The following is a 17,987-nucleotide window of genomic DNA, read 5'->3' on the forward strand; positions in this document are numbered from 1 at the left end:
GCTGCACTCCTTCGACAGTCGAGTACGGCCCCTGACGTGCAGGGGCCGTACTCCGCTGGTGTTACTGGTTGCGTTCGGGGACGAAATCGATGGGCGCCCCGGCCGGGATGAGTTGTTCGGTCTCCACGCTGGCTTCGAATTCCTGGATGAACCGGTAGGCGTGTTGCATGACCCACCACCGCACCCAGGCCTGGTTGACGGCCTCGCGTTCCTTCGGGTCCTCGAGGAGGTTGGTGATGCGGGCGAAGCCCAACGGGACCTCGGGATCGTGGAAGTGCTGCTGCCGCTTGAAGTTGATCTTGAACTGCGACCACTTCACCGCGTGCAGCTCCTCGTTGAGCCAGACCATGCAGCCGTCGCGCTTGGATTCCTCTGCCCCGCCGAAGAATTCACGCTGATCGATGCCGTCGATGATCCGGTCGTCGGGCACGTCGCAGCCGACCCAGCGCAGCAGCGTCGGGAACATGTCGGTGACGTGCACCATCTCGTTGCTCTCCCGCACCGGCACGTGACCGGGCCACCGGATGAGGCACGGTGTCCGGATGCCGCCCTCGGCCGAGCTGAAGTAGGAGCCGTCGAAGAAGCCCGCGGTACCCCGACCCGCCAGATGGTCCTCTGCGCCGTTGTCGCCGGCCATGATCACGATGGTGTTGTCCTCGATGCCCAGCTCTTTGAGGTAGTCCAGGATGCTGCCGAAGTCGTGGTCGAGCATCAGCAGCGAGTCGCCCCAGTTGCCGTTGGTGCTCTTGCCCTTGAACTCCGGGCGGACTTCCATCGGGAAGTGCATCAGCGAGTGGTTGTGATACAGGTAGAACGGCTTGCCCGCATCGACGCTGCGCTTCATGAAAGCCTTTGCCCGGCGGTCGTATTCGCCGTCGACCTCACCCTTGAGCTTGACCGTCAGCTGCTGGTCGGTGGTCGTGACGCCACCTTCCTTGGTGCCGTCGTACATGTAGGAGTAGCCGTCGCGCTCGGCCTTGTACCAGGGGTCGTCGGGCCACAGGCACTCGTCGTAGGTGCGGGCCGGGCCGTACCACTCGTCGAAACCGTGATCGGTCGGCCAGCGACCGTCCTCCGCACCGATGTGCCACTTGCCGAAACAGGCTGTGGCATAACCGGCTTCGGACAGGATGTCTCCCATTGTGCGTTCCCACGCCACGATGCCGCCGCCGTTACCGCCGAGCGCGATGGTGTGGTTGCCGGACCGGATCGGGTACCGGCCCGTCATCAACGCCGAACGGGTTGGCGTGCACTGCGGTTCGACGACAAAGTGCGACAGCTTCAGCGACTCGGCCGCGAAGGCGTCCATCCGGACCGTGTCGGCCCCGCGCAGGATGCCGCCGCCGTAACAGCCGAGCTCCCCCATGCCGAGATTGTCGACGTGAAAATAGACGATGTTGGGTTGTTCGGGCATGGTTGTACTACCTCTCTATCGATTGTGTTAATCGGTAAGGGGATTGGGTGATTGACTGCGGAAATGCCGGCTACGGTGGCGGCGGCGCGGAGTCTCGTGCGGCAGTGGTGATCAACGAACAGCGGTCGCCGCGGTACCGCACGGTTTCAAGGTCGAAGGGGGTGCCGTCTTCGAGATGCGTCAGCCGGTGCAGCAGCAGAAGCGGTGCGCCCGGACGGATTTGCAGGAGCTTGGCCGTGTCGGCGTCGGCCGAGACCGATTCCACGGTGATCTCGGCCCACCCCAGGCGCATCCCGAGTTCGGTCTCGATCAGCGAGAAGACGTCCTGGTCGGCCAGATTGGCGTCGACCGGGATGGCCCCGATCCGCAACGACGTGGTGTCCAGGGACAGCGGAACCCCGCCCACCGACCGGAGACGCTCGATGAAGAGTATCGGCGCACCCTCGGCCACTTGGAGTTTCGCCGCAACGAACGGCGAGGCGACCGACTCACGCGCCGACATCACGGTGTTCTCCACCGGAAGTTGATGCCCGGCAAGCGATTCGGCGAGACCTTCCAATCGGTCGATCCGCTGGCTGAGCTTCGCACCCGTGACGAACGTCCCGGCGCCCTGCACACGGGTGATCAGCCCCTCGCCACGCAGGAGTTCCAGGGCCTCACGAATTGCGTTGCGGCTCACGCCCAATTCGGCGGCCAGCTCGTTCTCCGGCGGCAGCAGTGGACGCGCCGCGGCCAGGCCGCCGTACACGCCGTCGAGGATCTGGCCACGCAGCACGTCACGCGCCCACCGGGCCGCATCGGCGCGGGTGCCCGCATACTCCCGCGCCGCAGGACGGGGAAAGTCCTTCGGCGGGATGTGCGGGCGGCGGGTCATGAACTCACTGTGCCACCGATGACCACAGGTGGCGATACGTAGCGTGTTACGCCACCCGATCGAAGGTAAAGCCCTAGGCCAGGGACTATGCAGCGGCGTTTGAGCGCCGCTTTCGCCACCTCAATCGGCGATGCAGCGGAACCCGATGTGCGACGTCGCGCTGTCCTGCGACTGCGACGACCGCGCCGCCGGCCGGTACCGATGGCAATACTCCGGCGCGCACAGGTGCGAGCCGCCCTTCAGGGTCTGCATCACCGACGGGTCACCACCGGGCGGCGGACAGCAGCCGGACACTTCGGCGTGCGGCTGGTGCCGCGGCGTGTAGCGGGTGCGGGTCCACTCCCACACGTTGCCGATCATGTCGAACAGGCCAAAAACGTTGGGCGGGAACGTGCCAACCGGCGACGTGCCGGCCCAACCGAGGGCGCCGTCGTTGCGGTACGGAAACTGGCCCTGCCAGGTGTTGGCCATCAGCTGCCCGTCGGGCCGGACCTCGTCACCCCAGGCGTACACCGTCGTCGCCCCGGCGCGGGCGGCGTACTCCCACTGCTCCTCGGTCGGCAGCCGCCTCCCCGCCCAGGCGGCGTAGGCCGCGGCGTCGGGGTACGCGACCTGCACCACCGGATGATCGAGCCGGTCCTCGATGGTGGAGCCCGGCCCCTTCGGGTGCTTCCAACACGCACCGGGCACCCACGTCCACCAGGCGCGCCAGTTCCGCAGGTCCACCGGGCCTGTCGTCGGCTGGAACACCAGCGCGCCGGGGACGAGGTCGTCGGCCGGGACGCCGGGGAACAGCGCCGGATCGAGTTCTTGCTCGGCGACCGTCACGTGCCCCGTCGCGGCCACGAAGTCGGCGAACTGGGCATTGGTGACCGGGTGCCGTTCGATCGAGAACGGCGCGACCGTCACCTCATGCACCGGCGCTTCCTCAGGGTAGAAGTCATGCGATCCCATGCGGTACGACCCGCCGGGGAGGGCGGTCAATTCCGTGAGCATCCCGACAGGTTAAGCAGCCGATGCGCGACGCGCCCGGCGAATTCCGCGCCTCGACACTCCCCCGATGCACCAGACTGGGCTCATGACCGACACCGCCGCGACCCGCGTCGCGGTCTTCCTGGACTTCGACAACATCGTCATCTCGCGCTACGACCAGGTCCACGGCCGCAACTCTTTTCAGAAAGACAAGGCCAAGGGACTCGATCCAGACCGATTGACGACGGCCACCGTCGACGTCGGCGCGGTCCTCGACTTCGCGTCGTCCTTCGGCACGCTGGTGCTCACTCGCGCGTACGCCGACTGGTCCGCCGAGGTCAACGCGGGCTACCAGCAGCAGCTCGTCGGCCGCGCCGTCGACCTCGTGCAGCTCTTCCCCGCGGCGGCGTACGGCAAGAACGGCGCCGACATCCGGCTCGCGGTCGACGCCGTCGAGGACATGTTCCGGCTGCCCGACCTCACCCATGTCGTGATCGCCGCCGGCGACTCGGACTACATTCCGCTGGCCCAGCGCTGCAAGCGGCTCGGCCGGTACGTGGTCGGCATCGGCGTGGCCGGCTCCTCGAGCCGCGCGCTCGCCGCGGCCTGCGACGAGTTCGTCACCTACGACGCCCTGCCCGGCGTGCCCGTCCGCGAGCCTTCTCCAGAACCGGCCAAACGCACACGCCGCAGCACCAAGACCGAGCACGACCCCCAGGCTGCCGCCACCGCCCTGCTGACTCGCGCGCTACATATCGGGCTGGAGAAGGACGACGTCGACTGGCTGCACAACTCGGCGGTCAAGGCGCAGATGAAGCGCATGGATCCGTCATTCAGCGAAAAGGCTTTGGGATTCAAGTCTTTCAGTGACTTCTTGCGCTCGCGCACCGACGTCGTCGAGTTGGACGAGAGCTCGACGACGCGGATGGTGCGGCTGAAGAGCGCGCAGTAACGCAGAAAGAGTGCGGGCGGTGGGACTCGAACCCACACGCTCTTTCGAACACGGGCACCTAAAGCCCGGGCGTCTGCCAGTTCCGCCACGCCCGCAACACGACGAGGATAGCGCGGCCGCGGCACCCTGAACCTGGCGGCTGGCCGCCGTAGGTTGTGGCGGCGGCCGACAGGTAACCACGTACCCCGCCGATCGGCGCCCTAGCAGGCACGAATCGCAAACCCAAACCCCCGCGCGGTACCGTTGCCATATGTCCACTACACGGCGTAGGAGGCCGGCGCTCATCGTGCTGGTGACCGTCGCTGCCCTGGGCTGCATGGCCCTGGCCTGGTGGCAATGGTCGCGGTTCCAGTCGAGCGCCGGCACCTTCCAGAACCTGGGCTACGCCCTGCAGTGGCCGATGTTCGGCGCCTTCTGCTTCTACGGCTACTACAAGTTCGTGCGCTACGAAGAAGCTCCACCCGAGCAGCAGCCCAAGAACGAGCCCACCGAAATCCCCGAGGGCCTGCTCCCCGAGCGCCCCAAGGCCGCCAAAGACACCGCGGACCCTACCCTCAACGAATACAACGCCTACCTGGCCGAACTGGCCGAGAACGACAAACAGGACAGGACCACCACATGACCGAGTCGCAGCCGACCACCCTGTCGAAAGACACCATCCGCAAGGCGCTGACCGCCTACCGCGTGATGGCCTGGGCGACCGGTCTCTGGCTCATCGCGCTCTGCTACGAGCTGGTCGCGCACTACATCTTCAACGACGCCAGTCTCAACTGGATCGGCATCGTCCACGGCTGGGTGTACTTCGCCTACCTGCTCTGCACGTTCAACCTGGCGGTCAAGGTCCGCTGGCCCCTCGGCCAGACGATCGGCGTCCTGTTCGCCGGCACCGTCCCGCTCGTCGGCATCATCGTCGAGCACTTCCGCACCGAAGACGTGAAGAAGCGTTTCGACCTCTGAAGCCAGAGACGCGCCGCGACTGTAACCACAGGGCGGAAATCGAGCCCGATGGCCGCCCTGGCGTTACGGTCGCGGGCCCACTGAACCGACCGTCACGATGCTTGCCGCCCAGCGGGCCATACCGCGTCTGTCAGGTCTCGCGAGAGACGGATCGTCACGTCATCGGCCGCACCACGCGATGCCCTCGCAGACGCGATCCTGCGCAGCGCGACGCCGCTGGGATCGCGGGAGGTAACTCGAATGACAAGCCAACCCATCTCGATCATCTCTTCGATCCGCGCAATGTCCTTGCGAACCTGATCGGGGTCCATGTGGTGCCGCCCCTCGTACTCAGCCGCGACCTTCAGGCCCGGCCACGCGAGATCAACCACGCCGATCAGCACGCCGAATTCGTTGTAGATGGGGTGCTGGCTGACTGGCCGAGGGAAGCCCGCTTTCACGATCAATAGCCGCAACCGCGTCTCACCTGGCGAATCGGCGCCGGGATCGACCAGCCCAATCGTCACCCTGGCTTGTTTCAGTCCCCGCTGCCCAGGATGGCGTTCGATCGCGGCCTGCATGTCTGCGACGGTCAAGCGCGCCGCGTGTGCCAGCGCGTCGATGGCGGCGACCGCTACGTCTTCTCGGCACCTGCGGGCCAGATCGACGGCCGTGCGTAATGGAGTGGTCAGTCGCATCTCGCCGATCGTGCACACCTCGTCACCATCCAAAGTGTCCGCCCACACCACAATGCCACGCGCGGGCCGACGATTACTGTGAATGATGTTGGCCGGCAACGCCGAATCGATGTACCGAGCCCCGTGGAGCGCGGCTGCCGAGAAGCCTGCGAGCACCCCCGTGCGTCGGGAACGCAGCCATGCTGCTTTCGCGCGAAGGATCGCGTTCGGTCGTGTACCCCGTGGCACGTACACGTCCTGGTGCACGGCAACGAAATTCGTTCGCAATTGATGACGCGTCAGCATCCCGGCCGCCAACGCCTCACTGCCGATGAACGGCTCCCCCATGCTGGCAGTGTGCCCACTCGTCGGCCGCTGACCAAGGCCTGTCGGCGTAGCCCTGTGGATAAACGAGCCACGGCGGCCGCGAGCGTAACGCCAAGGCGGAAATCGAGACCGAAACCCGCACTGGCGTTACGGTCGCGCTAGTCACACCTCAACCCAGGTACTTGAGCACCTCGACTGCCAACTGCTCGCCCCGGTCCTCCTGCAGGAAGTGCGAGGCCCCTTCGATCCGCACCTGCTCGTCGACCGTCGGGATCAGGTCGACGAACGCCTCGCCTGCCCGCGGATATGGGAACACCGGGTCCTGGTCGGAGAACGCCACCAGCGCCGGCTTCTCCCACCGCGACAGCGCATCGGTGACGGCCTTCATCTCCGTCGCACCCGCGGCGTCCTCCGCGATCGGCACCAATAGCGGGAACTGTGCGGCACCGGCCTTCGATTCCACGGTCGGGAACGGCGCGTCGTAGGCAGCGACAACCTCGGGTGACAGGTCGGTCGTCGTCGCACCCTGAATCACGAAGCCGACGGGCAGGTCTGGATTGGCCTCCGCGAACGCGCGCCACGCTATGAAGCCTTTCGACACCCGGCCGGTGAACAGCCCGGTGTTGAAAATCGCCAGTGCGCCAACCTGATCCGCGTTCTCTACAGCCCAGCGCAAGCCGATCGGCCCGCCCCAGTCCTGCACGACGACGGTGGCGTCCTGCAGCCCCAGCCCGCCCAGCATCTGGGTCACCAACTCCACGTGCCGGTCGTAGCTGTACCACCGCCGGTCGGTGGGCTTGTCCGAACGGCCGAAGCCCGCGTAGTCAGGGACGATCACCCTGTGGCCCGCCTCGACGAACGGGCCGATCATCTTGCGGTACAGGTACGCCCACGTCGGCTCGCCGTGGAAACAGACGATGGGCTTGCCGTCCCGCGGCCCCTCGTCGAGATAGTGCAGACGCAACCCGTCGACGTCGACGTAGTTGGGGGCGAAGTCGTAGCCCGGCAGATTCGCGAAGCGTTCGTCGGGTGTACGGAAGACCTCAGCGGTAGTCATGTCGTCAACTTGCCACTTCTTGACCGACCGGTCAACTATTAAATACGATTCTCAGGTGCCCCGAAGTTCCGACGCCCGCGACCGCCTGGTCGCCACCGCCGCACGGCTGTTCCTCGAACGCAGCTACCAAGCCGTCGGCGTCGACGAACTCTGCCGCGCGACCGACATCAAAAAGGGCAGCTTCTATCACTACTTTCCGTCGAAATCAGAGCTCGCCAAAGCCGTTGTCGACTTACACGCCAAGGCATTTCAACGCCAGCTGACCGACTCCCCCGCCGCGACGCCCGCCGATAAGTTGCATGCCATCCCGGACGCCATCGGCGCCATCCAGTCGGCCCTCGAAGCGCAATTCGGCCGTGCCGTGGGCTGCCCCTTCGGCAACTTCGCCGCGGAGCTGTCCACCACCGACGACGATCTGCGCGAGCATCTGGCCCACACCCTCAAGACGATGGAACACCACATGGCGGTCATCGCCACCGAGGCTGCAGCGGCAGGAGCGCTGCGCCCCGGCACCGATCCGCAGCAGCTCGCGCACGCACTACTCGCGCAGTATCAGGGCATCATCCTGCTGGCGAAGCTCAACGATTCCGGCGTCGCGCACCTCGCTCCCGCACTGCATGGCTTCATCGACGGCTATCTGACCGAGCCGAGCAATCTCTGACGCTGGCTACCGTCGAGACCAACTGAGTGGCGGAAAACGGCCTCGATGATCGCCGCGCAGTTGGTCTCGGCAACTTCGTCACGACGCCTGGCCCCACAACGCGCCATTGAAACGCAGATCGACGTCGTCGTCCGCCACTCCCCGCGCTGCACGTGCACGGGCGATCCGTCGCAGCACCACGCCCGCAGGGTCGCGCGACGTCACCCGGATGACGAGCCAATCCATTTCGACCATCTCCTCGACCCGCGCGATGTCCTTACGAACCTGCTCGGGATCCATGTGATGCCTACCCTCGTACTCGACGGCGATCATCAAATCCGGCCATGCGAAGTCGACAACGCCGATCAAGGAGCCGTACTCGTTGCACACCGGATACTGGCTCTCCGGTTTCGGGAATCCGGCCCGAATGATCAACAACCGCAACAACGTTTCTTGCGGCGACTGTGCCTTTGGGTCAACGAGCGCTACGGTTTTGCGCGCCTGCACGATCCCCCGCTTGCCATTGTGACGCTCCGCTGCTGCCGCAATGGCGGCAACCGACAGCCTGGCGGCCCGCGCCAAGGAATCAATCGCCGCGACAGCTGGATCCTCCGGAAGTCTGCGCGCGAGATCGACCGCGGTGCGCGATGCGGTCGTCAGACGCATCTCGCCGATCTGGCATATGTCGCCGTTGTCGAGGTCGTCCTCCCAGACCACAACGCCCCGGGCGGGCCGGCTGTACCGGTCGAAAATGTGCGCAGGGCAATCCGCGCCGATAAACCGCGCGCCATGAAAAGCCGCAGCGGAGTAGCCACCGAGCACACCACGGCGCTTCGACCGCAGCCACGCCGCTTTCGCGCGCATGACCGCGGTCGGCCTCGTGCCTCTCGGCACATAGACATCCTTGTGTACGGCGACAAAGTTCGTCCGCAACTGATGCCGGGTCAGGCGCCCTGCCGACAACGCCTCACTCCCAATGAATGGCTCCCCCACCGATGCAGTGTGCGCAGCCGCGCGCAGCTCTCGCCATTACGAGCGAGCTGAGCCTGTGGATAACTGCGGCGAAACCAACCGGGTCGCGGAAATCGGGCTCGACAATCGCCATTCAGTTGGTCTCGGCGACTTCGTGCGGCAACGCGCCCTCAGGAACCAGCCAACTCCCGCAGCGCGGGCACCAACTGCGCCAGCGCCCGTCCGCGGTGTGACGCCGCGTCCTTTTCCGCCGGCGTCAGCTCCGCCGCCGACACCGAACCACCGGCAGGCACGAAGATCGGGTCATAGCCGAAACCGCCCGAACCCCGCGGCTCCCGCGCGATGGTGCCCGGCCACTCGCCCCGCACCACCACAGAGCCCGACGACGACACCAGCGCGCAGCACGACACGAACGCCGCACCGCGGCGCTCGTCCGGCACGTCCGCGAGCTGCCCCAACAACAGCGTCAAGTTCGCCGCGTCATCCCCGTGCCGCCCGGCCCACCGGGCCGACAACACCCCGGGCATGCCGTTCAGCGCGTCGACCGAAACCCCGGAATCGTCTGCGACACAAGGAATTCCGGTCGCATTGAACCCGTCGACAGCCTTGGCCAACGCGTTCTGTTCAAACGTCGCGCCGGTTTCGGGTGCCTCGGGGAACGCCGGCACATCGTCCAACGACAACAAGGTCAGACCCGTGATGCCGGCGGCATCCAACACCCGCCGCAACTCCACAAGCTTCTTCGCGTTGCGCGAAGCGACGAGGAGCTCAGGCACCAAACGCCTTCTTGGCCGGCGCGGTCGACTCCGGCAGCACGCCCGGGTACGGCAACTCCAGCGCCTCACGCTGCAGCGCGAACAACTGGTCGCACGCCGCCAGTGCCGCATCGAGAAGCTTGTCCAGCGTCGACCGCGGGAACGTCGCACCTTCGCCGGTGCCCTGCACCTCGACCAGGGTTCCGGTGTCGGTGGCGACTACGTTCATGTCGACCTCGGCGCGCGAGTCCTCGGTGTAGGGCAGGTCCGTGCGGACCCGGCCGTCGACCACGCCGACCGACACGGCGGCGATGGCACACGACAGCGGACGCGGATCCTTCAGGCGTCCGGCCGCGGCCAGATAGGTGACGGCGTCAGCCAGCGCCACATAGGCGCCGGTGATCGCCGCGGTGCGGGTACCGCCGTCGGCCTGCAGCACGTCGCAGTCGATGGCGATGGTGTTCTCGCCGAGGGCGCTGAGGTCGATGCACGCGCGCAGCGAGCGGCCGATCAACCGGCTGATCTCCTGGGTCCGCCCACCGACGCGGCCCTTCACCGACTCGCGGTCGGAGCGGTCATGCGTGGCGGCCGGCAGCATCGCGTATTCGGCGGTCAGCCAGCCCAGCCCGGAACCCTTGCGCCAGCGCGGCACACCTTCGGATACCGAAGCGGTGCACATGACCCGCGTCTCGCCGAACTCCACCAATACCGACCCTGCCGGGTGCTTGGTGAATCCTCGGGTGATCTTTACCGGGCGGAGTTCGTCGTCAAGGCGACCGTCTTCTCGTCTGGACACCCGACAACCCTAGCGGGCCACCGTCAGCGCGGCGGCGACTTACCGGCTGGTGATGTCGAACGACTCGTTGCACACCACGGCGTGCACGGGTCCGTCGAACTCGGCCTTGGCCTCGCTGATGACGTCCTCGCGGGACGTCCACGGCGGGATATGCGTCAGCAGCAGCTCTTTGACGCCGGCCTCGCGGGCCGCACGCCCGGCCTCGGTGCCGGACAGGTGCAGCTTCGGCGGACGGTCCGGCGAGTCGGTCCACGACGCCTCGCACAGGAACACGTCGGCGCCGCGGGCCAGGTCGATCAACGCGTCGCAGTAGCCAGTGTCGGCGGAGTAGACGAGCGTCGCGCCGGACGGATCGGTGAAGCGCATGCCGTAGGACTCGGTCGGGTGACACACCAGTCGCGGCGTCACGGTCAGCGAGCCGATCTCGACGTCCTGGCCGTCGACCCAGACCTGAATGTCGAAGATGTCGGTGATGTCGTCGATTTCGCCGCCCTCGGGCGACGACGCCGCACCGAGCCGGTGCCAGGTGGCCGCCGGGCCGAACATCAGGGCGCGGCCGACCGGAGGATTCGGGTGATACCGACGCCAGACGAACAGCCCCGGCAAGTCCAGACAATGGTCGGCATGCAGATGTGACAGCAATATATTTACGGCGCCCGGATCAGCATGACGCTGCAGTGCGCCGAGTACGCCCCCACCGAAGTCGATAACCATCGGCGTGGTGTCCGGAGCGGTCAGCAGATAGCCCGAGGCCGGAGAATCCGGCCCACCCACGCTGCCGGAGCAACCGAGAATGGTGAGGCGCACACCCCTAGCTTGCCACGTCAACACGTCCTGCGACGAAAAGACGGCACCATTGGGCGGCCAGTTTCTCGATTGGTCCCGAAAGCGATACCGGTCACGCTTCCGGCAACACCGCGTGCGGCGAATTCGAAATTCAGCAAATCACGTCGGAATCGACGGCAGAGCTGAACCCTTACGCCGTTCGCGCGCTTCCCTTTCCGGACTGCTCAGCAAATACGCGGCGAACACGCCCGCGATGCCACCGCACAGATGGCCCTGCCACGACACGCCGAATGTCCCCGGCAACGCGCCCCACAGCACACCTCCGTACACGAACAACACGATGATGCCGACGACGATCTGCCACGCGTGCCGGGTGAAGAACCCGAACACGATGAGGAACGTCAGCCATCCGAAAATCAGCCCGGACGCCCCGATGTGGACGGACTCCACACCGCGCGGCGCACCGATGTTGCCGATCAGCCAGGTGCCGAAGCCACCGAGAATCCAGATGATCAGCGTCGCCCCGAGGAAGCGGCCCATGCCCGCAAGCGTCACCAGGAACCCGAGCACCAGAGCCGGGCCGGTGTTCGCGATCAGGTGCGCCCAGTCGGCGTGCAGCAGCGGCGCCCACAGGATGCCCCAGAGCCCGTCGGTCTCCAGCGGCCGGATGCCGTCCTGATTCAGCTCCTGGTTATGCAGCGCGTCCCAGCCCTCGATGAGCCACAGCAGCGCGACGAAGCTGACGATCGTGACGCCGCCGACCTTCCACGGCGCAGGCGGCTTCGGCTTCGACGACGTGGGCGACAGGTCGTACGTCATGCGCGCTCCGCTCCGCTACTCGCTGGCGTCATAGAGCCAGGTTACCGGCGCGGCGCCTTATCCGAAGGCTCCCGGCAGCAGGCCGCGGTAGGTCGGGATCTCGGCGATCGACTCGGCGGCCAGCACGCCGACCATCACGGCGGTCGCGAGCGCGTCGGCGGCGGCCGCCCCGATCTCGGAGATGAGTCGCGTCTCCGGGTTCATCTGTTCCGGCGTGGCGGGGTCCGGCTCGATGCGGACCCGCCCGGTCGCGAGCGCGAAGACGGTGTCACCGTCGACGGCGGTGTGCGCCGGACGGATGGTGTGGGCGAGGCCGTTGTGCGCGGCGACGGCCACCTTCTTGCATCCGGCCGGGCTGAGGGCGGCGTCGGTCGCGACGACGGCGATGGTCGTGTTGAGCGGCTTCGGGTCCTTCACGCGGGTGCGGTACGCCTCGATCTGGTCGGGCGGCGGAGGCTGTAGCCCGAAACGCGCGATCTGGTCGGCCGCCCAGGGCAGGCCGGTCTGCGGGTCGACGACGTGGCCCGCCGCATTGACGATGACGAGCGCGCCGACGGTGACGCCGTTGTCGAGCGTGACCGACGCCGTGCCGAGACCGCCCTTGAGCGCCCCGGCCCGCGCGCCGGCCCCCGCACCCGCGTTGCCGGTGCGCACGTCGGTGCCGGCGTTGGCGACGGCCGCGTAGCCGAACTCCGCCGTCGGCCGGTTCGCCCACGCGCCGACGGGCAGATCGAAGATCACCGCCCCTGGCACGATGGGCACCCGACCGCCGGGCATCTTCACCCCGCGGTCGTGCTCCTCGAGCCACGTCATGACGCCGTCGGCGGCGGCGAGCCCGAAGGCGCTGCCGCCGGTGAGGACGATCGCGTCGACGTGCTGCACGCTGTTGGACGGGTCGAGCAGGTCGGTCTCGCGGGTGCCGGGCGCTCCCCCACGCACGTCGACCGCCCCGATGGTCCCCGGTGGAGCGAGGACGACGGTGGTGCCGGTGGCCCAGCCGCCGCCCAGGGTGGCGTCTTCGATGCGGTCGTGATTGCCGACCAGGATGCCGGCGACGTCGGTGATGGAGCCCGTCACCGCTCGTCCAGCAGGCTCAGCACCAGGTACTCCTGCAGATACGTCAGCCACTGGTACACCTCCAGATGCCCCGCCATCGGATGGTCCGGCGAAAGCCGTTGTGGCCCATCGGGTCCGATGTCCAGCATGGCGCCGAGAGCCAGACGGACATCGTTGATCGCGGCGGCCCAGGCCTCAGCCTGCTCCTCGGTCAGCTCGAATTTTCCGGCCGGGTTCGGCAGGGAATCCAGAAGCCGTTGGGCAGCTTGCCGTTTGGCATCGACGATGGTGGGTTCGTGCAGGCTGCGCAGTGCACCGTTGAGGCTCTCACCGGCAGCGCGGCCGTCCGGGTGCTTGGCCGGATCGTGGTAGAAGTCCGGCAGCAACCGGCGCATGGTGTCGTCGTCGGGCGCCTGCGACGGCCCGATCTTCATGCCCGTCAGTTCGGCGAGTTCGTCACGCGGTGAGGAGGATTCGCGATCGTCGAGCATCTCGATCAGCGAGCCGACCAGGTTGCGCAACATCGTGACCTCGTGCGCTTCCAGACCAGACTTGATACGCACGCCCGACGACGTGTTGACCCGCTTCCACTTGCGCACCGCTCAGTGGTCCTGCTGCATGGTTGCCCACAGTCCGGCTGCGTGCAGTTTGGTGACGTCGACCTCCATCGACTCCCGGCTGCCCGCCGAGACGACGGCCTTGCCCTCGGTGTGCACCTGCATCATCAACTCGGTGGCACGCACCTCGCTGTAACCGAACAGCTTCTGGAAGACGTACGTCACGTAGGTCATCAAATTCACCGGGTCGTCCCAGACGATGGTCACCCACGGACTGTCCAGGCCGGCCACCTCTTCGACATCAGTCGCCGGGCTCGTCCGCGCGACCGGGGCACCCAGAACCATGAGCCCAGAATAGCCGGGTGGTTGCCGCTCGCAGAACCAGTACGGTGAGGTCTGTGACCGCCGCGTTGCTGACCGACAAATACGAGCTCACCATGCTCGCTGCCGCCCTGCGCGACGGCACCGCGCATCGCCGCGCGTCGTTCGAAGTGTTTGCCAGGCGGCTGCCCTTCGGGCGCCGTTACGGCGTGGTCGCCGGGACCGCGCGGTTCCTCTCGGCCCTCGCCGACTTCCGGTTCGACGACGCCGCGCTGGCGTCACTGGACTTCCTGGATGCCGAGACGCTGCGCTGGCTGGCCGACTACGAGTTCCGCGGCGACATCGACGGCTACCCCGAAGGTGAGCTGTACTTTCCGGATTCTCCCGTGCTGTCGATCCACGGCACGTTCGCCGAGTGCGTGATCCTCGAGACCCTGGTGCTGTCGATCTTCAATCACGACACCGCGATCGCCTCGGCCGCGGCCCGCATGGTCAGTGCCTCGAGCGGCCGGCCGCTCATCGAGATGGGCTCGCGGCGCACGCACGAGCAGGCGGCCGTCGCGGCTGCGCGGGCCGCGTACATCGCCGGGTTCTTCGCGTCGTCGAACCTGGAGGCACAGCGGACCTACGGTGTCCCCGCGCGGGGCACCAGCGCGCACGCGTTCACCCTCGTGCACACCGCGACGAGCGGCCCCGACGAGGTTGCCGCGTTCCGCGCCCAGGTCGACGCGCTGGGCGTCGGGACCACGCTGCTGGTGGACACCTACGACATCACCCAGGGTGTGGCCAACGCCGTCGCCGTGGCCGGGCCCGAGCTCGGCGCGGTGCGCATCGACTCCGGCGACCTGGGCGTCATGGCCCGCCAGGTGCGCGACCAGCTCGACGGCTTGGGCGCGACCAAGACCCGCATCGTGGTGTCCGGCGACCTCGACGAGTACTCGATCGCCGGCCTGGCCGCCGCACCCGTCGATGTCTACGGCGTGGGTACGTCGGTGGTCACGGGCTCCGGCGCGCCGACCGCATCGATGGTCTACAAGCTGGTCGAGGTCGACGGCATGCCCGTGGCAAAACGCAGCAGCCACAAGGAATCTCACGGCGGCCGCAAGGCGGCCCTGCGGCTGGCGAAGGAGTCCGGAACCATCGTCGAGGAAGTGGTGCACCCCGCCGACGCGGTTCCCACGGAAGACGGCCGGGTGCTGACCGTGCCGCTGGTCCGGTCGGGTTCGGTCGTGTACGACTCGTCGCTGGACGACGCCCGCGCGCGCGTCGAGGCCGGCCTGCACAGCCTGCCGTGGGACGGACTCAAGCTATCCGCCGGCGAGCCCGCCATCCCCACCCGACTGGTGGGCGCGTGACGACCGACGTTGCCGCGCTGCTGTCCATCGCGGTATCCGCCCTCGGCGGCGCCGAACGCAGCGGCCAGATCGAGATGGCCAAGGCCGTCGGCAACGCCTTCGACAAGGGTGAGCACCTGGCCGTCCAGGCCGGGACCGGTACCGGAAAGTCGTTGGCGTACCTGGTCCCGTCGATCGCGCACGCCGTGGCATCGAATCAGCCGGTGGTGGTGTCGACGGCGACCATCGCGCTGCAACGCCAGTTGGTGGACCGCGACCTGCCCCGCCTGGCCGATGCCCTGGCGCCGCACCTGCCCCGCCGTCCCGAGTTCGCGTTGCTCAAAGGCCGCGGAAATTACCTGTGCCTCAACAAGGTTCACAGCGGTGCCTCCGTCGAGGAGGAGCTCCCCCAGGAGGAACTGTTCAACCCCGTCGCCGCATCGGCATTGGGCCGCGACGTCAAGCGGCTCATCGAGTGGTCGTCGGACACCGAGAGCGGTGACCGCGACGAGGTGGTGCCGGGTGTCCTGGACCGGGCCTGGTCACAGGTCAGCGTCGGCGCGCGCGAATGCATCGGAGCCACCCGGTGCCCTTACGGCACAGACTGTTTCGCCGAGAAGGCCCGCGCGAAGGCCGGGGCGGTCGACGTCATCGTCACCAACCACGCGCTGCTGGCCATCGACGCCATCTCCGAGGTCAACGTCCTGCCCGAGCACCAACTGCTGGTGGTTGACGAGGCCCACGAACTGGTGGACCGCGTGACCAGCGTGGCCACCGGCGAGCTGTCCGCCACGTCCATGGCGGTGGCGCACCGGCGGGCCGCCCGGTTGGTGGAACCCGAACTGGCAGAACGCCTCGAGGCCGCCATCGCCACCTTGGGTTCGGCCATCCACGACATGGAACCGGGCCGCATCGACGTGCTCGACGACGAGCTGGCCACGTACCTGACGGTGGTCCGCGATGCGACGGACAAGGTGAAGATGGCGATCGACACCGCGCCGTCCGATCCCACCGCGGCGGCCGCGCGCAGCGAGGCCGTCACCGCACTGACCGATCTGAGCGACACCACGTCGCGCATCATCGATTCGTTTGTGCCGGCCATTCCCGACCGCTACGACGTGGTGTGGCTGGATCGCGACGAGTCCAGGGGCTCAGTGCGATACATCCTGCGCGTGGCTCCGTTGTCGGTGGCGGGGCTGCTGCGCGGCCGGTTGTTCGGTGAGGTGACCGCGGTGCTGACGTCCGCGACGCTCACCATCGGTGGACGCTTCGAGTCGATGGCCCGGGCGTGGGGCCTGTCGGCGCCCGAGGACAGTACCGCGACGCCACCGAAATGGAAGGGCATGGACGTGGGATCGCCCTTCTCCCATGCCAAGTCGGGCATTCTCTACGTCGCCAAGCACCTGCCGCCGCCGGGCCGCGACGCCGCTCCACAGGAACAGCTCGACGAGATCTACGAACTGATCACCGCCGCCGGCGGCCGCACCCTCGGACTGTTCTCGTCGATGCGGGCCGCCAAGGCCGCCGCCGAGATCATGCGCGAGCGCCTCGACACCCCCGTGCTCTGCCAGGGCGACGACTCGACGTCAACCCTGGTGCGCCGCTTCACCGACGACGCCGAAACCTCGTTGTTCGGCACGCTGTCGTTGTGGCAGGGCGTCGACGTGCCGGGACCGTCGCTGTCCCTGGTGATCATCGACCGAATTCCGTTCCCCCGCCCCGACGATCCGCTGCTGACCGCGCGGCAGCGGGCCATCGCGGCCCGCGGCGGCAATGGCTTCATGGCCGTGGCGGCATCGCACGCGGCGCTGCTGTTGGCGCAGGGTGCCGGGCGGTTGCTACGTAGCGTCAACGACCGCGGCGTCATCGCCATCCTGGACTCCCGCATGGCGACGGCCCGCTACGGCGGGTTCCTGCAGTCGTCGCTGCCGCCGTACTGGTCGACCACCGACCCCGCCCGGGTGCGCAGCGCTCTGGAGCGGTTGGCCGCGTCGAGCTGACGGGGTTCCCCTCCGACGCTGGCGTCGAGCCGCGGCTGACGCGGACACGGTCAACGAGCCCCGGCTTACGGTCGAACCACTTCCGTCCGCGGGACCTCTCTCCTCACCATGTCGCGCCTGGACCTGTCAGCATTGGCTGACATCGTCAGCATGTGGTGACACTGTCAGCACATGCTGACGGGTCCAGGCGCGACATGTCCCAGACAGCGCCGACACGCCCGAGCTCGTAGCCCGGCGCCCAGCCTCATATCCCCCGCAACCGCGCGACGTGCTCGCGCTGCAATTCAGTTGCCCGCGTGAGGAATTCGGTGATCAACTCCAACTGCGCGCCACTGTAGCGGCTCAGCAGCGTACGCCGCCCCTCGTCCACGAGCGGGTCGATCAGCTCGAAGGCCCGCGCCCGCGCGGTGACAGTGGCGTGGACCAGGAGCTTGCGCCGGTCACTGGGGTGCGCGGAGCGCGTGACGTAGCCGACCTTCTCCAGGCGGTCGAGCATCGTCGTGGCGCTGCCGGTCGTGAGGCCCAACCGGTCGGCCAGCTCGCGCGGGGTGACACCAGCGGCTTCCTGGATCAGAATCTCCAGGCACCGCGCGTCTGTTGCGTTGATGCCGAGCAGGCGCGCGACCTCGCGGTCGAAGTCGTCGACCGCGGCCTGGTAGCCCTGCACCGCCGCGCCCAACCGGTCGGCGACCGGATTTTCGCTTGACAATCGAGCGACCTACCTTTCATCCTATTGCTTGAC

Annotated in this window: 20 protein-coding genes and 1 tRNA gene; 6 read left to right on the plus strand and 15 right to left on the minus strand. The window is 67.5% G+C overall.

Going from position 1 to position 17,987, the window contains the following annotated elements; all coding sequences use genetic code 11:
- Nucleotides 1–61: 61 nt before the first annotated feature.
- From ACJH7A_RS22375 to ACJH7A_RS22385, 3 genes are all read right to left on the minus strand, one after another.
- Nucleotides 62–1,414: an arylsulfatase gene (locus tag ACJH7A_RS22375; protein ID WP_406802722.1), complete on the minus strand. Its 1,353-nt coding sequence runs from the start codon at nucleotides 1,412–1,414 to the stop codon at nucleotides 62–64.
- A gap of 70 nt (nucleotides 1,415–1,484) precedes the next feature.
- On the minus strand, nucleotides 1,485–2,189 hold the full coding sequence (locus tag ACJH7A_RS22380) for a GntR family transcriptional regulator (protein ID WP_406802745.1): 705 nt from the start codon (nucleotides 2,187–2,189) through the stop codon (nucleotides 1,485–1,487).
- Nucleotides 2,190–2,408: 219 nt separating this feature from the next.
- On the minus strand, nucleotides 2,409–3,284 hold the full coding sequence (locus ACJH7A_RS22385; RefSeq protein ID WP_406802723.1) for a formylglycine-generating enzyme family protein: 876 nt from the start codon (nucleotides 3,282–3,284) through the stop codon (nucleotides 2,409–2,411).
- An 82-nt stretch (nucleotides 3,285–3,366) separates the two neighbouring features.
- Here ACJH7A_RS22385 and ACJH7A_RS22390 point away from each other — a divergent pair, with 82 nt between their 5' ends.
- Nucleotides 3,367–4,212: an NYN domain-containing protein gene (locus ACJH7A_RS22390; RefSeq protein ID WP_406802724.1), complete on the plus strand. Its 846-nt coding sequence runs from the start codon at nucleotides 3,367–3,369 to the stop codon at nucleotides 4,210–4,212.
- 11 nt (nucleotides 4,213–4,223) lie between these two features.
- Here ACJH7A_RS22390 and ACJH7A_RS22395 read toward each other — a convergent pair.
- Nucleotides 4,224–4,307: transfer RNA gene (locus tag ACJH7A_RS22395), tRNA-Leu, on the minus strand.
- 155 nt (nucleotides 4,308–4,462) lie between these two features.
- On the opposite strand from ACJH7A_RS22395, the gene ACJH7A_RS22400 reads away from it, so the two are divergent.
- The gene (locus ACJH7A_RS22400) at nucleotides 4,463–4,834 is read left to right on the plus strand and encodes a hypothetical protein (protein WP_053854173.1); all 372 of its coding nucleotides are present in this window, start codon (nucleotides 4,463–4,465) and stop codon (nucleotides 4,832–4,834) included.
- Nucleotides 4,831–5,169, plus strand: coding sequence for a DUF3817 domain-containing protein (locus ACJH7A_RS22405; protein WP_029119231.1), 339 nt, complete (start codon nucleotides 4,831–4,833; stop codon nucleotides 5,167–5,169). The genes ACJH7A_RS22400 and ACJH7A_RS22405 overlap by 4 nt, the downstream gene beginning before the upstream one ends.
- Nucleotides 5,170–5,261: 92 nt before the next feature.
- Here the strand turns inward: ACJH7A_RS22405 and ACJH7A_RS22410 are convergent, their stop codons facing one another.
- Nucleotides 5,262–6,173, minus strand: coding sequence for a hypothetical protein (locus ACJH7A_RS22410; protein WP_406802725.1), 912 nt, complete (start codon nucleotides 6,171–6,173; stop codon nucleotides 5,262–5,264).
- 148 nt (nucleotides 6,174–6,321) lie between these two features.
- A complete protein-coding gene (locus tag ACJH7A_RS22415) occupies nucleotides 6,322–7,209 on the minus strand; it encodes a haloalkane dehalogenase (RefSeq protein WP_406802726.1) in 888 nt (295 codons plus the stop codon).
- A 55-nt stretch (nucleotides 7,210–7,264) separates the two neighbouring features.
- On the opposite strand from ACJH7A_RS22415, the gene ACJH7A_RS22420 reads away from it, so the two are divergent.
- The gene (locus ACJH7A_RS22420) at nucleotides 7,265–7,870 is read left to right on the plus strand and encodes a TetR/AcrR family transcriptional regulator (RefSeq protein WP_406802727.1); all 606 of its coding nucleotides are present in this window, start codon (nucleotides 7,265–7,267) and stop codon (nucleotides 7,868–7,870) included.
- Nucleotides 7,871–7,948: 78 nt separating this feature from the next.
- On the opposite strand, the gene ACJH7A_RS22425 is transcribed toward ACJH7A_RS22420, so the two are convergent.
- The 8 genes from ACJH7A_RS22425 to clpS all read right to left on the minus strand — a co-directional run bounded on the left by ACJH7A_RS22425 (nucleotide 7,949) and on the right by clpS (nucleotide 13,935).
- Nucleotides 7,949–8,842 (minus strand): endonuclease domain-containing protein, encoded by an 894-nt coding sequence (locus ACJH7A_RS22425; protein WP_406802728.1) that lies wholly within the window; start codon nucleotides 8,840–8,842, stop codon nucleotides 7,949–7,951.
- 149 nt (nucleotides 8,843–8,991) lie between these two features.
- The gene (rdgB, locus tag ACJH7A_RS22430; RefSeq protein WP_406802729.1) at nucleotides 8,992–9,600 is read right to left on the minus strand and encodes an RdgB/HAM1 family non-canonical purine NTP pyrophosphatase; all 609 of its coding nucleotides are present in this window, start codon (nucleotides 9,598–9,600) and stop codon (nucleotides 8,992–8,994) included.
- Nucleotides 9,590–10,372 (minus strand): ribonuclease PH, encoded by a 783-nt coding sequence (rph, locus tag ACJH7A_RS22435; protein ID WP_029105438.1) that lies wholly within the window; start codon nucleotides 10,370–10,372, stop codon nucleotides 9,590–9,592. The genes rdgB and rph overlap by 11 nt, the downstream gene beginning before the upstream one ends.
- A gap of 39 nt (nucleotides 10,373–10,411) precedes the next feature.
- On the minus strand, nucleotides 10,412–11,179 hold the full coding sequence (locus ACJH7A_RS22440; RefSeq protein ID WP_318987109.1) for a cyclic nucleotide-degrading phosphodiesterase: 768 nt from the start codon (nucleotides 11,177–11,179) through the stop codon (nucleotides 10,412–10,414).
- Nucleotides 11,180–11,317: 138 nt separating this feature from the next.
- The gene (locus tag ACJH7A_RS22445) at nucleotides 11,318–11,977 is read right to left on the minus strand and encodes a rhomboid family intramembrane serine protease (protein ID WP_212812472.1); all 660 of its coding nucleotides are present in this window, start codon (nucleotides 11,975–11,977) and stop codon (nucleotides 11,318–11,320) included.
- A 57-nt stretch (nucleotides 11,978–12,034) separates the two neighbouring features.
- Nucleotides 12,035–13,054, minus strand: coding sequence for a P1 family peptidase (locus tag ACJH7A_RS22450; RefSeq protein ID WP_406802730.1), 1,020 nt, complete (start codon nucleotides 13,052–13,054; stop codon nucleotides 12,035–12,037).
- On the minus strand, nucleotides 13,051–13,632 hold the full coding sequence (locus tag ACJH7A_RS22455) for a DUF2017 domain-containing protein (RefSeq protein WP_406802731.1): 582 nt from the start codon (nucleotides 13,630–13,632) through the stop codon (nucleotides 13,051–13,053). Before ACJH7A_RS22455 ends, ACJH7A_RS22450 begins: the two co-directional genes overlap by 4 nt.
- Nucleotides 13,633–13,635: 3 nt before the next feature.
- Nucleotides 13,636–13,935 (minus strand): ATP-dependent Clp protease adapter ClpS, encoded by a 300-nt coding sequence (clpS, locus tag ACJH7A_RS22460; RefSeq protein WP_212812475.1) that lies wholly within the window; start codon nucleotides 13,933–13,935, stop codon nucleotides 13,636–13,638.
- Between the two features lie 53 nt (nucleotides 13,936–13,988).
- Between clpS and ACJH7A_RS22465 the strand changes: the two genes are divergently transcribed.
- Nucleotides 13,989–15,266, plus strand: a complete 1,278-nt coding sequence (locus ACJH7A_RS22465; protein WP_406802732.1) for a nicotinate phosphoribosyltransferase — start codon at nucleotides 13,989–13,991, stop codon at nucleotides 15,264–15,266.
- Entirely contained in the window at nucleotides 15,263–17,245 is a 1,983-nt protein-coding gene (locus tag ACJH7A_RS22470; protein ID WP_406802733.1) for an ATP-dependent DNA helicase, read from the plus strand. Before ACJH7A_RS22465 ends, ACJH7A_RS22470 begins: the two co-directional genes overlap by 4 nt.
- 244 nt (nucleotides 17,246–17,489) lie before the next feature.
- On the opposite strand, the gene ACJH7A_RS22475 is transcribed toward ACJH7A_RS22470, so the two are convergent.
- On the minus strand, nucleotides 17,490–17,954 hold the full coding sequence (locus ACJH7A_RS22475) for a MarR family winged helix-turn-helix transcriptional regulator (protein ID WP_212812478.1): 465 nt from the start codon (nucleotides 17,952–17,954) through the stop codon (nucleotides 17,490–17,492).
- Nucleotides 17,955–17,987: the final 33 nt, after the last annotated feature.

It is taken from the genome of Mycobacterium sp. SMC-17 (genome assembly GCF_045310915.1).
Lineage (GTDB): Bacteria > Actinomycetota > Actinomycetes > Mycobacteriales > Mycobacteriaceae > Mycobacterium.